At 69.3% G+C, this 13,351-nt stretch carries 13 protein-coding genes and 1 pseudogene; 9 read left to right on the plus strand and 5 right to left on the minus strand.

Features of this window, described 5'->3' with window-relative positions; all coding sequences use genetic code 11:
• From GEV28_RS38845 to GEV28_RS38860, 4 genes are all read left to right on the plus strand, one after another.
• Nucleotides 1-635 (plus strand): penicillin-binding transpeptidase domain-containing protein (locus tag GEV28_RS38845; protein ID WP_291418795.1); only part of this gene is annotated, 635 nt, incomplete at its 5' end.
• 6 nt (nucleotides 636-641) lie between these two features.
• Complete coding sequence (locus GEV28_RS38850; RefSeq protein WP_291418797.1) at nucleotides 642-2,093, plus strand: serine/threonine-protein kinase; 1,452 nt, start codon at nucleotides 642-644, stop codon at nucleotides 2,091-2,093.
• A 97-nt stretch (nucleotides 2,094-2,190) separates the two neighbouring features.
• Nucleotides 2,191-4,185 carry a Stk1 family PASTA domain-containing Ser/Thr kinase gene (gene pknB / locus GEV28_RS38855; RefSeq protein WP_291418799.1) on the plus strand — a complete coding sequence of 665 codons (1,995 nt, stop codon included), beginning with the start codon at nucleotides 2,191-2,193 and terminating at the stop codon, nucleotides 4,183-4,185.
• Nucleotides 4,186-4,188: 3 nt separating this feature from the next.
• Entirely contained in the window at nucleotides 4,189-4,305 is a 117-nt protein-coding gene (locus tag GEV28_RS38860; RefSeq protein ID WP_291418801.1) for an NAD(P)-binding protein, read from the plus strand.
• On the opposite strand, the gene GEV28_RS38865 is transcribed toward GEV28_RS38860, so the two are convergent.
• On the minus strand, nucleotides 4,294-4,947 hold the full coding sequence (locus tag GEV28_RS38865) for an aminodeoxychorismate/anthranilate synthase component II (protein WP_291418803.1): 654 nt from the start codon (nucleotides 4,945-4,947) through the stop codon (nucleotides 4,294-4,296). The genes GEV28_RS38860 and GEV28_RS38865 overlap by 12 nt on opposite strands.
• Before the next feature lie 100 nt (nucleotides 4,948-5,047).
• Here GEV28_RS38865 and GEV28_RS38870 point away from each other — a divergent pair.
• Nucleotides 5,048-5,989 (plus strand): annotated as a pseudogene (locus tag GEV28_RS38870) (APC family permease); the annotation flags it as partial.
• A 356-nt stretch (nucleotides 5,990-6,345) separates the two neighbouring features.
• Here the strand turns inward: GEV28_RS38870 and GEV28_RS38875 are convergent.
• Nucleotides 6,346-7,260 (minus strand): class E sortase, encoded by a 915-nt coding sequence (locus tag GEV28_RS38875; protein ID WP_291418805.1) that lies wholly within the window; start codon nucleotides 7,258-7,260, stop codon nucleotides 6,346-6,348.
• Nucleotides 7,261-7,385: 125 nt separating this feature from the next.
• On the opposite strand from GEV28_RS38875, the gene crgA reads away from it, so the two are divergent.
• Together crgA and GEV28_RS38885 are read left to right on the plus strand one after the other, a co-directional pair.
• Nucleotides 7,386-7,652 (plus strand): cell division protein CrgA, encoded by a 267-nt coding sequence (gene crgA / locus GEV28_RS38880; protein WP_291418807.1) that lies wholly within the window; start codon nucleotides 7,386-7,388, stop codon nucleotides 7,650-7,652.
• 142 nt (nucleotides 7,653-7,794) lie between these two features.
• A complete protein-coding gene (locus GEV28_RS38885) occupies nucleotides 7,795-8,226 on the plus strand; it encodes a PH domain-containing protein (RefSeq protein ID WP_291418809.1) in 432 nt (143 codons plus the stop codon).
• A gap of 1 nt (nucleotide 8,227) precedes the next feature.
• Here the strand turns inward: GEV28_RS38885 and GEV28_RS38890 are convergent, their stop codons facing one another.
• Together GEV28_RS38890 and GEV28_RS38895 are read right to left on the minus strand one after the other, a co-directional pair.
• Entirely contained in the window at nucleotides 8,228-9,142 is a 915-nt protein-coding gene (locus GEV28_RS38890; protein ID WP_291418811.1) for a rhomboid family intramembrane serine protease, read from the minus strand.
• A complete protein-coding gene (locus tag GEV28_RS38895) occupies nucleotides 9,143-9,703 on the minus strand; it encodes a peptidylprolyl isomerase (RefSeq protein ID WP_291418812.1) in 561 nt (186 codons plus the stop codon).
• 83 nt (nucleotides 9,704-9,786) lie between these two features.
• Here GEV28_RS38895 and GEV28_RS38900 point away from each other — a divergent pair, with 83 nt between their 5' ends.
• Complete coding sequence (locus tag GEV28_RS38900; protein ID WP_291418813.1) at nucleotides 9,787-10,425, plus strand: hypothetical protein; 639 nt, start codon at nucleotides 9,787-9,789, stop codon at nucleotides 10,423-10,425.
• A 52-nt stretch (nucleotides 10,426-10,477) separates the two neighbouring features.
• On the opposite strand, the gene GEV28_RS38905 is transcribed toward GEV28_RS38900, so the two are convergent.
• Nucleotides 10,478-11,002 carry a DUF2020 domain-containing protein gene (locus GEV28_RS38905; RefSeq protein WP_291418815.1) on the minus strand — a complete coding sequence of 175 codons (525 nt, stop codon included), beginning with the start codon at nucleotides 11,000-11,002 and terminating at the stop codon, nucleotides 10,478-10,480.
• Between the two features lie 655 nt (nucleotides 11,003-11,657).
• Between GEV28_RS38905 and GEV28_RS38910 the strand changes: the two genes are divergently transcribed.
• A complete protein-coding gene (locus GEV28_RS38910) occupies nucleotides 11,658-11,939 on the plus strand; it encodes a phosphoribosyltransferase family protein (protein ID WP_291418817.1) in 282 nt (93 codons plus the stop codon).
• The last annotated feature ends 1,412 nt before the right edge of the window (nucleotides 11,940-13,351 follow it).

Raw genomic sequence — 13,351 nt, forward strand, 5'->3', positions numbered from 1 at the left:
CGCAGCTGGCGGTCGAGGTCGGCGAGCAGAAGCTGGCGGAGCAAGCGGCCAACTACGGCATCGGCCAGACCGACCTCACGATCCCGATGTCGGTGGTGCCCTCCTGCATCGGCTCGCTGTCCGACGGCAACTGCCTCAACATCGCCGACCGCCCGTCGCTGTACCAGAGCGGCATCGGCCAGAAGGACGTCCGGCTCACCGCGCTCGAGAACGCGGTCATCGCCGCCACCGTCGCCAACGACGGCGTCCGGATGCGCCCGCAGCTGGTCCAGCAGGTCCTCGCGCCGGACCTCGCGGTCATCTCCGACTACGAGGAGGAGGACGAGGGCAACGCGATCTCGTCGGGCAACGCCGAGCAGCTGCGCGACATGATGATCCTGTCCGAGGAGCACACCGGCGGCGAAGGCAAGCGGGACAACCTCACCATCGCCTCCAAGACGGGCACCGCCGAGACCGGCGCGGACCCCAAGAACACCCCGCCGTTCGCCTGGTATGTGGCCTTCGCGCCGGCCGACAACCCCAAGGTCGCGGTCGCAGTGGTGGTAGAAAGCAGGGACGTCGCGGCCACGGGCGGCAAGCTCTCCGCCGCCGTCGGTCGGGCCACCATCAACGCCGCTCTGGCCGGGGGGAACTGAGCAACCATGCTGACGTCAGGCCAGCTCCTCGCCGAGCGGTACCGGCTCTCGCGCCGGATCGCCGTCGGCGGCATGGGCGAGGTCTGGGAGGCGGCCGACACCCGGCTGGACCGGCGGGTGGCCATCAAGGTGCTCAAGCCGGAGCTGTGCGGGGACGCGGAGTTCCTGCACCGGTTCCGTACCGAGGCCCGCACGACGGCCTCGCTCAACCACCCCGGCATCGCCGCGGTGCACGACTACGGCGAGACCGCGTCCATCGTCGACGGTCCAAAGGACACCGCCTACCTGGTGATGGAGCTCGTCGGGGGCGACCCGCTCGCGGCGATCCTCGCCAAGGAGCGGCGGATCAGCGCCGACCGCGCGCTCGAGATCCTCGAGCAGGCCGGCAACGCGCTGCAGGCCGCGCACGAGCGCGGCTACGTGCACCGCGACGTCAAGCCCGGCAACATCATGGTCACACCCACCGCCGACGGCCGGATCGTCGTGAAGCTCACCGACTTCGGCATCGCGAAGGCCGCCGACGCCGCCCCGGTCACCCGTTCCGGCATGGTCATGGGCACCGCCCACTACATCGCGCCGGAACAGGCGCTCGGGCACGAGGCGGAGCCGGCGAGCGACGTGTACTCCCTCGCCGTGGTCGGCTACGAGTGCCTCGCGGGGCACCGCCCGTTCCTGTCCGAGAACGCGGTGACCGTCGCGATGATGCACATCCGGGACATGCCACCGCCACTGCCGCCGGACGTTCCGCCGCACGCGCGCGCGGTCGTCGAGGCGACGCTGGCGAAGGACCCGGCACAGCGCTACGGCAGCGGAGGCGAGTTCGCCGCCGCGGTGGCCGCGGTGCGTGCCGGGCACCCGCTGCCGGCGCCGTCCGGCAGGGCGCTCACCCCGGCTCAGCACGGGCCGGCTAGCGCGAGCGACCCGGCGCTCCTGCCGGTCGGCCCGCCGTCGGCGTCGCACCAGGCACCGGGCACCGGTTCGTTCCCATTGGGTCCACCCCCGCAACCGCGGCGGAACCGGACCGCGATGTGGATATTGCTGGTGATTCTGGCAGTGGTTCTGTTGACGTTGGCGGGCTTCGGGCTCGCCGCGTTGCTGGACGGGGAACGCGACACGGGTGGCCGTGCGGGACCGGAGTCATCGGCCCCGGCGGGCAACGAGGACAATGACGGCGGCAACGGCACCGGTGCCGAGCCTGGGAACACGCCGATGCCGAGCCACGGCGCGACGGATCCCAGCGCCCCGGGCCAGTTCGTCGAGGTGGACGACCGCAAGTACATCGGCCGTCCCGCGTCCTACGCGGCGGACAGCCTGGAAAGGTCCGGACTGGTTCCGGTGGTGCTGGCGGAGGACGGTCAGCCGCCGCGGGATCTGGACAATTGCACGGTCATCAAGGTAGACGCCGACCGGCCGTTGCTGCTTGGTACGGAGGTTCCGGTCTATTGCGAAGAAGAATGAGGACCTCCGCGATGAATCCCCTTGGTCGGGAGCACGGGTCGGGCATGATTGGCGCACACGCCGCACATCCGCAGACGAGGATCGAGACGACATACCGATGACCACTCCGAGACTGCTCTCCAATCGGTACGAGCTGGGCGAGGTGCTCGGCTACGGCGGCATGTCCGAGGTGCACAAGGGTCGCGACGTCCGCCTCGGCCGGGATGTCGCCGTCAAGGTGTTGCGCGCCGATCTCGCGCGCGACCCGCAGTTCCAGGAGCGGTTCCGTCGGGAAGCACAGAACGCCGCGGCGCTGAACCATCCGGCGATCGTCGCCGTGTACGACACCGGCGAGACCAGGACCGAGCACGGCCCGCTGCCCTACATCGTCATGGAGTACGTGGACGGGAAGACGCTGCGCGACATCGTGAAGACCGAGGGCCCGCTGCCCGGTCAGCGCGCGATGGAGATCATGGCCGACGTCTCCGCGGCGCTGGACTTCTCCCACCGGCACGGCATCGTGCACCGGGACGTCAAGCCCGCCAACGTGATGATCACCAAGACCGGCGCGGTCAAGGTGATGGACTTCGGCATCGCGCGCGCGGTGGCCGACGGCCAGGCCGCGGTCACCCAGACCGCCGCGGTGATCGGCACCGCCCAGTACCTCTCGCCCGAGCAGGCTCGCGGCGAGGCGGTGGACGCGCGCAGTGACGTCTACGCCTCGGGCTGCGTGCTGTTCGAGCTGCTCACCGGCGAGCCGCCGTTCACCGGCGACTCCCCGGTCGCCGTCGCCTACCAGCACGTCCGGGAGGACCCCAAGCCGCCGTCTTCGCTCAACGGGCGGGTCTCGCCCGCGCTGGACGCGATCGTGCTGAAGGCCATGTCCAAGGGCGCGCCCAACCGCTACCAGTCGGCCGCCGAGATGCGCACCGACCTGGTCCGGGTGCTGTCCAACCAGCGGCCGCTCGCGCCGATGGTGATGACCGACGACGAGCGCACCACGATCATGTCGCAGGGTCGCCCGCCGATGGACCAGACCCGAGGCCGGCACCGCCCGCAGGCGCTCGCCAACGACTACGACGACTACGACCCGTACGAGGACGAGGAGGAGGAACGCCGGCGCCGGCGCAAGAAGGGCTGGATCATCGCCCTGGTCTCGGTGCTCGCGCTCGCCCTCATCGGGCTCGTCGCGTGGCTCATGAGCGGCGCGTTCGCCGACGAGCCGGTGTCCAACGAGGTCACCGTGCCGAACATGATCGGGCGGATCGCCGAGGACGCCCAGCGCGCGCTCAACGACCAGGGCTTCCAGGTGGACCTGCAGCTGGTGCCGTGCCAGCCGGCCGCGCAAGGCCAGAACGGGCCGTGCGGCCCCGACAACGTCGGCAAGGTCATCGACTCGAACCCGAAGCCGAACGCCAAGATGAACAAGTCCGACCGGCTCACCCTGCTGGTCGGCGCGCCGCCGGAGAAGGTCCAGGTCCCCGACGTAACGGGCCGGACCCCGGACGAGGCCAAGCAGCTGCTCGAGCAGCAGGGACTCGTGGTCGACCCGCAGCAGCAGAGCGAGGAGGTCGACGACGAGGAGGATGTCGGCAAGATCATCGGCCAGGACCCGGCCGGTGGTACGTCGGTGTCCAAGGGCAGCGCGGTGAAGCTGACCGTCGGCAAGGCCCAGGAGACCGTGTCGGTGCCGAACCTGGTCGGCCAGGACGTCGAGACCGCGCGGACGAACCTCGAGAACTTCGGGTTCGAGGTAAAGGTCAACGAGGTGTCCTCGGACCAGCCGGCCGGAAAGGTCGTCGACCAGAACCCCAAGGACGGCGAGCACCCGCCGGGCACCACGATCACGCTCGACGTGTCCAAGGGCGACCAGACCAAGCTCACGATGGTGAACCTGCAGGGGCTCACCCAGCAGGAAGCCGAGGGCAAGCTGCGCAGCATGGGCTGGACCGGGCAGTTCGACGTCAAGGACGGCCAGACCAACGACCCGACCGAGTTCCAGCGGATCATCGACCAGGAGGTCGGCGAGGGTCAGCAGTTCGACAAGGACCAGACCATCGGCATCACCATCGCCACGGAGCTCGGCAACGGTGGCGGCGGAGGTGGCGGCTGACCGATGCGGATCGCGGTCGTCTGCGCCGGGGTGATCGGTCTGGCGACCGCGGACGCGCTGCGGCGGCGCGGCGCCGAGGTGGTGTGCCTCGAGGCTGACACCATTCCCTCAGGGTGCTGACGCGGCGTCCGCGAGGGTGCGCATCTGGGCCGTCAGCTCGGCCACCCGCACCTCCGGCACGACGTGACCGCAGCCGGCCAGCCAGTTGGCCAGCATGCGGTGGCCGCCTTCGGTGAGGATCGACTCCGGATGGAACTGGACGCCCTCGACCGGCAGCTCGCGGTGCCGCATCGCCATCACGACGCCGCTCTCGGTGTGGCCGGTGACCTCGAAGTCGGCCGGGATGGTCTCCGGCAGCACGGTCAGCGAGTGGTACCGCGTCGCGACGAACGGGTTCGGCTGGCCGGCCAGCACGCCGGCGCCGCCGTGGTGGATCACGCTGGTCTTGCCGTGCAACAGCTCCGGCGCGCGGTCGACCACCGCGCCCCACGCCACGCCGATCGCCTGATGGCCCAGGCACACGCCGAGCACCGGCACCGACCCGGCGGCGCATTGCTCGACCACCTCGATGCTCGCCCCCGCCCGATCCGGTGTGCTCGGACCAGGGCTGATGAGCACACCGTCGAACCCGGCCAACGCGTCCGGCGCGGTGAGCTCGGGTTCGTCGTTGCGCCGCACGACGCACTCGGCTCCGAGCTGGGCCAGGTACTGGACGAGGTTGTAGACGAAGCTGTCGTAGTTGTCGACCACCAGCACGCGCATGCCTGACAACATTACTTCCCGACGACTCACCCCGGGGGTGTGCATGCGGCTGGCCCGACGGCTCGGCCCGGTCGACGCGACGGCCATCGGGCTCGGTTCGATGCTCGGGGCGGGGGTGTTCGCGGTGTTCGCGCCGGCCGCGGCGAGTGCCGGTGCCGCGTTGCTCGTCGCGCTGCTGATCGCCGGGTTCGTCGCGTACTGCAACGCGGTCGCCTCCGCACAGCTCGCCGCCGCCTACCCGGAGTCGGGCGGAACCTACTTCTACGGCCGGGAGCGGCTCGGGCCGTGGTGGGGCTTCACCGCGGGCTGGGGCTTCGTCGTGGGCAAGACCGCGAGCTGCGCGGCCATGGCGCTGACGTTCGCGACCTACGCGGCCCCCGACCTCGCGCGGCCGGTCGCGGTGGCCGCCGTGCTCGTGCTGACCGCGGTGAACTACCGCGGTGTCACGCGGACCGCGCTCCTCACCAAGATCCTGCTCGCGGTCGTCCTCGCCGTGCTGCTACTGGTGATCGCACTGTCCATTCCGGACGCATCGGCCGCGGGCCTGCGCGGCGACTGGTTCGCCGAGGGGCCGCTCGGCGTGCTCCAGGCGGCCGGCCTGCTGTTCTTCGCCTTCGCCGGCTACGCGCGGATCGCCACGCTCGGCGAGGAGGTGCGCGACCCGCGAACGACCATCCCGCGAGCGATCTTCGGCGCGCTGGCCGTCGCGCTCGTCGTCTACCTGGCCGTCGCGGTCACCCTGCTCGCCGTCCTCGGCCCACGCCGGCTTGCCGACTCCGCCACGCCGCTCGCCGACGCGTTGCGCGCGGCCGGTGGCCCGACCTGGATCGTGACCGTCGGCGCCGCCGCGGCCAGCCTTGGTGCCCTGCTGGCGCTCATCGCCGGTGTCGGCCGAACGACGCTCGCCATGGCCCGCAACGGTGACCTGCCGCGCCGGCTGGCCGCCGTGCATCCGCGCTTCGCCGTGCCGCACCGCGCCGAGCTCGCCGTCGCCGCGGTCGTGTGCGTGGTGGTGCTCGTCGCCGATCTCCGTGAGGTGATCGGGTTCTCGTCGTTCGGTGTGCTTGTCTACTACGCGATCGCCAACCTGGCCGCGTTCACCCAACCGCCGGCGGACCGCCGCTGGCCGAGGGCGCTGAAGTCACCGGCCTCGTGGCGTGCCTGGCCCTGGCGGTCACACTGCCGCTGGTGTCGGTACTGGTCGGGCTCGGGGTGTTCGCGGTCGGGCTCGCTGGTCGGGCGGCTACTCGGCCGTGACGTTGTTGAACGGCAGCAACGGCTCCAGCCACGGGAAGATCACGAACATCAGCAGCGCCACCACACCCACGGCCAGCGCCACCGCCGTGCCGACGCGCACTGCTGTGGGACCGGGCAGATGCCGCCAGATCCACACATACATCAGCTGATCTCCCCGAGCTCTTTCGGCCGCTCGTCCGGCTTGGCCGGATCCTTCTCCCACTGGTTGGTGAGCACCGCGTGGACGATCAGCCGCTCCTTGTCGGAGAAGCGCGGGTGGCAGGTGGTGAGCGTGAGCAGCGAGGCCATCTCGCCCTCGCTCGGTCGGGTGCCGTCCGGCTGGTGCGGGATGGGCGCGATGACGCCGCCGTTGGTGGGCAGCACAATCTCCTCGCCGACGAGCTCGGCGTACGGGCCGCCGAGCGGGCCGACGCCCTTGCACTTCGGGTCGGTGCCCTTGCCCTGCGCCCAGCCTTCCTTCTCCTCGGCGAGCGGCACCATGCGGTAGACGAACCAGCTGTACTGGGTCTCCACGACGATCGCGTCGCACGACTGGATGAGGTTGAGGTCGTTGAACGGCGCGCCCTTGCCCACCCGGTGCCCGGCGACCGAGAAGTTGCCCGGCTGGCCCGGATAGGCGGTGTCGGGGTAGTGACCGGGGCCGACCTCGAGGCTGGCCGCGCTGGTGCCCTCGACGACCGTGAAGTGGAAGTCGGCGCCGAACGAGGGGATGTAGATCTTGGCGAAGCCGTCCCCCTCGCCGAGGCCCTCGAAGTGGTCCTGCCGCGTGGGGTCGGCGGCCTGCTTGTCGTGCCACCGGTTGTCCAGCGCCGTGGTGGCGTCCCGCTGCTTGCCGGCGGAGACCAGGTCGGTCCAGTAGACCTCGTAGACCACGAACAGCAGGACGACCACGCCGAGCGTGATCAGCGCCTCGCCCACGCCGCGCACGATGGTCCGCACCCGGTCGGGCTGCTGCTCGACGGGCCCGCGCGTACGCGGTCGTGGCGAGGGGACCATGTCGCCGAGATCCCCGGAGATACGACCGGCGCCGGGACCCAGGTGCTGCACAGTGCCCACGCGCGCTCCTTTCGGTCCCCGACCTGTTGGTTCGCCGACCTACTCGGCTACGTTAACGTGTTGCCAGTGGTGGTGTTCGACAGAGCACGGTTGCTACCAAAGCTACACGTCAGGTGAGGACGGCCATGCCCAAGTCCAAGGTCCGTAAGAAGGCGGTCTACACCCCGCCCGCCGACCGCCGTACGCCGGTGAAGGTCAAGGCGGCGGGACCGTCACACCCGATCTACGTGGGTGTCATGCTCGGCGTGATGCTGTTGGGTCTGGCGTGGCTCGTGGTCAACTACATCGCGGGCGACAGCATCCCGTTCATGAAGGACCTGGGCAACTGGAACTTCGCGGTCGGGTTCGCCCTGATGATCGGCGGGCTGCTGATGACGATGCGGTGGCGCTGAGCGTTCACCTCTCGTCCACACGCGTTTCACTCGGATACACCCGTTCAGCGCAGCGTCACTGAACCACACGGGTGTAAGTCATCCCCAGTGTGGATAACCGCTGTGGATAACTCTCGTTCCCGGATCCGGAGCGTGACGTTCAGTGACCTCGCCGCAGTCCCCGCCGACCGCTCGAACCTGGGCGCCGAAGATCGAGTTGGCGGCCCTGGCGTGGGCGCTGGCGGTTGCCGCGGCCCTGTGGGCGGCGTTCGCCGATGACCCACCCGGTCGGGTGCTGCTCGGCACCGTCGCTCTGGTGTTCGCGCTCGCGGGCCTGTTCGGCGTCGTGGCGCGGCCACGGCTGACCGCCGACCCGGACGGCGTCACGGTCCGCGGGCTCACCGGCAGGCGCAGGTGGACCTGGGCCGAGGTGAACGTCCGGCTGGTGCGCACCCGCCGGCTCGGCCGCGACGTCGCCACGATCGAGCTCGACGCGGACAACGCCGTCGAGCCGGCCCTGATCGTGCTGGGCCGGCTCGACGTCGGGACCGATCCGGAGGACGTGGTGGCCGCGTTGCTGGAGCTGCGGACCTGAGTCAGTAGGCGGGGCAGTAGAAGTGCAGCCGGTCGACGACCGTGCAGTCCAGGGCGGCACCTTGCACGGCGATCGCCACGACCATCACGAGCGCGAGCACCACGCAGGCACCCACCTGCACCTGGGTTCGGCGGGCGGCCGGCGCGTAGACCATCGCGGCGGTCGTGAGCGCGCCCGCCACCAGGCCACCGATGTGCCCGAGCAAAGAGATTCCGGGCAGCGCGATGCTGAGGAAGACGTTGATCGCGATCAGCGTGAGCACCGGGGTCGGGTTCAGCTTGGCCTTGAACACGACCACCGCGATGCCGCCGAAGAGCCCGTAGACCGCGCCGGACGCGCCGGCGACCCCGCTGTCCGCGCCGCCGAACAGCATCACCGCGGTCGACCCGCCGAGAAGCGCCAGCAGGTAGACGGCCAGGAACCGGCCCCGGCCGAGCGCGACCTCGAGGTCCCGGCCGATCACCCACAGCGCGAACATGTTGAACAGCAGGTGAACCGGCCCGTAGCCGCCGTAGTTGCCGAAGTGCAGGAAGCCCGAGGTGATCAGGCGCCACCACTGGCCGTCGGAGACGAACGCGGGCACCAGCGTGCCGTCCTGGAAGATCGCCGAGCTGTTGTTGTCGACGATGCTCTGCGCCTGGACGGCGGTCAGCACGAACGCGGCCACGTTGACCGCGATCAGCACCGGCACGACGATCAGCTTGCGCGACCGGGTGGCCCGCGCGCCGCCGATCGTGCGCGGGGTGCGGACCGTCTTGGCGCCTTCGTTCACGCAGTCGACGCACTGGTAGCCGACCGATGCCTCACGCAGGCAGTCCGGACAGGCCGGCCGGTCGCAGCGCACGCAGCGGAGCCCGGTCGGCCGGTCCGGGTGACGAGCACAGGCCGGGAGGTCCTGCTGCCGGTTGACCGACACTCAGCCCTCGGAACGCTCGACGATGACCCGCTCCACGACGATGTCCTTGACCGGCTTGTCTGCCGGCGGCGCGGTCGGGGTGCCGGCGATCGCGTCGACGACGTTGCGTGACTCCTGGTCTGCGACCTCGCCGAAGACCGTGTGCTTGAAGTTGAGCCAGGTCGTCGGGGCGACCGTGGTGAAGAACTGCGAGCCGTTGCTGTCCGGGGTGCCGGGGTTGGCCATTCCGAGCAGGTAAGGACGGTTGAACTGGAGCTCGGGGTGGAACTCATCAGCGAACTGATAGCCAGGGCCACCACGGCCGGTGCCGGTCGGGTCGCCGGTCTGGATCATGAAACCGTCGATCACCCGGTGGAAGAGCATGCCGTCGTAGTACGGACCGGAGGAGTCGCCCTTGGCGTTGCGTCCCGAGTAGTCCTTGGTGCCGTCCGCCAGACCGGCGAAGTTGGACACGGTCTTGGGGGCCTGATCAGGGAAAAGGTTGACCCGGATGTCACCCTGCGACGTGTGCAGGGTGGCCGTTACCTTCACTCCAACGAGGGATCCATTGCTGTCTGCCACCCGGCCATCGTGCCATCTACAGCGAGATCGGTCGGGAAGGGGCAGGATGGTAACCGTCAGATAAAGCCACCCTGGAGCACACTATGGACGATGTGAAGGCCATGACCCGGGCCGGAGAGACGGTCGGCAAGGCCGTCGGCTCCGGCTGGCTCGCGGTCCGCCGTAGCGCCAAACGCGCCGGTCAAGCAAGTGCGGATGCCACGACGAAGGCCGCTCACGCCGCGGACCGGAAGCTGACGGAGCGCGGTGTCGCCCCGCAGCAGCTGGCTGTGGCGCTGGCCGAAAGTGCCGAGGTCGCGCGCCAAGAGGTCGTGAAGACGACGCGCCGGGCGCGCAAGAAGCTGGCGCGCAAGGCCAAGCACACCCGCAAGGAGCTCGCCAAGGCGGCGAAGCAAGCCCGCAAGGACGCCAAGAAGAGCAAGCCGGCCAAGCGGGCGTCGAAGTCGGCCAAGCAGGCCCGCAACGACGCCAAGCAGTTGACGGCGTCGTTCAAGGCCGACGCGCCCAAGCGGCGTCGCCGGTGGCCGAAGGTGATGCTGCTGGTCGTCGCCGCGGCCGGGGTCGCGTACGTGGTGCGCAGCAAGACGGCCGCTCCGGAGCCGACGCCGGTTCCCGAGCCGCGGCAGCAGGCGACCGAGTCCCCGTCGGACTCGCCGTCCGCCGAGTCGAACAGTCAGCACAACGGTCAGCCGACCCGGAAGTCGACCACCAAGCAAGGCTGACGAGAGCGGTTGCGGCCCGCCAAGGATTCGTCCTCGGCGGGCCGAGCTGTCTCTACAGACCCAGCGCGGAGATGGCTTCCTGCGCGACGACCTTGGCTTTGATCGTCTGCTCCTGGTTGGTGGTCACGACGATCGCGTTCTTGTCCTTCGCGACCGCATAGACGGCGCCCTCGTCGGTCGGCTGCGCACCCCCGGCCCACCCGCCGGCGAGCTCGGCCGGGTTCGAGCTGTCGACCGGCGCCGCCTGGTCCACGAGCGCCTTGGCGACCGCCGCATCGCCGGTGTACACGCGGACGGTCATCTGGACACCGCCGTCGGGCCGGTAGAAGAAGCAGGCCGGCGGTTGGTCGGCGGAGGTCTTGACGTCACCGACGTGCTGCCCGTTGGTGTCCTCGACGAAGCTCGCGTCGAGGTAGGGACAAGGCCCATCAGCTGAGGGCTCGGGTGCGGCAGGCGGCGCCGCACTGGTCGACTGGTCGGTGTCCGGCGTGATCACGGTCGGATCGTCCGCGGCGGGTTCGGCATTGCACGCGGCGAGCACGATCAGCAGGGGACCGAGGAACAGGGCGCGTTTCATAGGTCCGGAAGTCAATCACACGGTCGTGTGACGCCTTCCGAAGGCCGATACTGGAGCTGAGGCCCGGGGTTTCCCGACGGATGTTTGTTCGATCGCGATCACGTACTCGTGGCCTTCGACGGCCCGATCTGCACGGTGCGAACGGATCCGACGACGGCGGCCCGGCTGTGTCTCCTGCTGACGGACGCGAAGCTGCCCTGGTCGGTGGCTGGCCCCGCACCCACGACCCCTGAAGGTTCTGACCCACTCCGCGACGATCGGCCCAGCCACCGCACGTGCGGTGCACGGCCAGCTGAGCAGCATGGAGTTCGCGACCGTAGCCGTGGCGACGGAGACGCCGGGCGTGAGAGAGGCGCTGGCCGCGCCGGCGTGGGCACCCAGTTGACGGTGGTGAGCAGCCTGTCGACGCAGGCGGTACGGCACTACCTGGTGATCCACGACCTAACCGGTCATGTGAAGCGGATCAGCGCCCGCTCCGGCCCGTTCCCCGACCTGCTGCCGCCGCCTTACCTGGTGGACCAAGCAGTCCGACACCGAGGCATCCCACGCGAGTCGTGCGTGTTGCTCGTGTCCGGTGACTGTGCCCAACCCCTCGAAGCCGTGACTTCGAGGCTGGTCACGGTGACCGGCGACACGGCTGCTGTGCCCGCTGTGCCTGCTAGCGGCTGCCGTCGCCCGACGTCTCGACAAGCGGCTGGTTCGATGCGCCGCGCTGGCTGACTTCCGTACCCCGGCAAAGAGCCTGGATCCTGCTGGCCGTGCCTCCGTGATCGACAATCAGTTCGTCTGTCGCGAAGATCTCTCCGGCCTGTCGTTGCTGATCGTCGACGACGTCTACGGCAGCGGATCAACTGTCGCCGAGACGGCGCGGGCCGTGCGAGCGGCGGGCGCGGTACAGGTGGCGAGCCTGTGCGCTGTTCGAACGATGCGGTTTTAGAAGCTCCAGTCCTCGTCTTCGGGGCGTGGCAAGTCTGGCACCCGAACCCGCACCATGAGCGTTTCGATGTCCGCAGCTACCGAACGCGTAAGGGTTCGTTCCTCCGCCAGTCCCGCCTCCGCCAGGACAGCTATCCGCCGGCCCAGGTCGGCGAGGTCTCCATCGGCCGGCTGCGCGCCGAGTTCAACGAACTGGCCTGACGCTTGAACCAGCTTCCCACGCCAATCGTCAACCAACACTTGGTCACGAAGGAAGGACTCCAGGACGTCGCGGACCTCTACGATTGGTCCGAACAACGCCGTAGCCTGTTGCATGACACCACCTAAGAATATTCACGCCTCGTCCGGCTCGGAAGGGGCACGCCGAGTGATCGGCCTACGTGGTGTCGATGGCCCAGGCGGCACGACAACCCCGCTGACCTGGGCTTTCATCTGTGGTGATCTTCGTGGAGACGAGGAGAATCGAACCCCTAACCCGTGCCTTGCAAAGGTGCTTGCGACTACACGGAGCGACCTGGAGAACCAGCGCGATAGACACTGAGTGAGATTATGACCGATCTTGGCCGTGATTCCCCGGGGCTCCCCCCTCCTCCGGGCACGTGAGGGGCACGACAGGGGCACGGACTTGAGCTGTGCCGTCGTCCAGATGACGAGCTGTACGCCGTCGAAGAGCACGAGCTGTTCGGCCATCGCGGGCGCCTCCTGACAGGCAGCCGACAAGATCACTTGAGCTGGTCGGCGCCTGGTCGCCGCCGTCCCCCTCGCCCTTGCCGGTCATTAGCGCCGGGTCGTCGGTGTCAAGGGGCGAGCGAAGCTCGATCGCGTCAGCGACGCGGCAGCGCCCTTGATGCCGACGGGCCGGTGTTAAACGATCACCGGGCGTGTGAGGGGCCGGGTTTCGTGAGGCGCTGATGCCAGGGTGGCTCCTGGATGAGGTGCGTGCGTCGTGCCAGCCGGCCTGGCGACATACTGCGCCAGCGACGCGCCCTGCTTGGTTGCGTGTCGCATCAGCAGCTGGCGTCGACGTGGCTACTGTCTGGACATGAGATGGTTCGCTGCGAGCCTCTACCTGGCCGCCGGGCTGCTCCTGGGTGGCGCACTGGCAATGACGGCCCGTCGCGTCTTGAAGGAACATCGCAAGCTCGTCGAGGAGCTAGACAAGATCGACCGCATCGTCGGCGACGAGTCGCTGTCGAACGCTGAACGGACCGAGCTGGCGAGGAAGGTCCGTGAACCTCAGTTCACCTACGGCCGACTTACGTACACCTACGAGTGTCAACGGCCAAGTTGTGGTCCCCGCTGGTGGCCAACTAGAAGTCCCCACCCCTCGGGGTTGATCAGCGTTTCTTGGTGGCGCCTCCTTGCTTGGTTCGGGCTTCGCGCATGCGGTAGGAGTCGCCTTCGGTGATGACG

This window comes from Actinophytocola sp. (assembly GCF_009379765.1).
GTDB lineage: Bacteria > Actinomycetota > Actinomycetes > Mycobacteriales > Pseudonocardiaceae > Actinophytocola.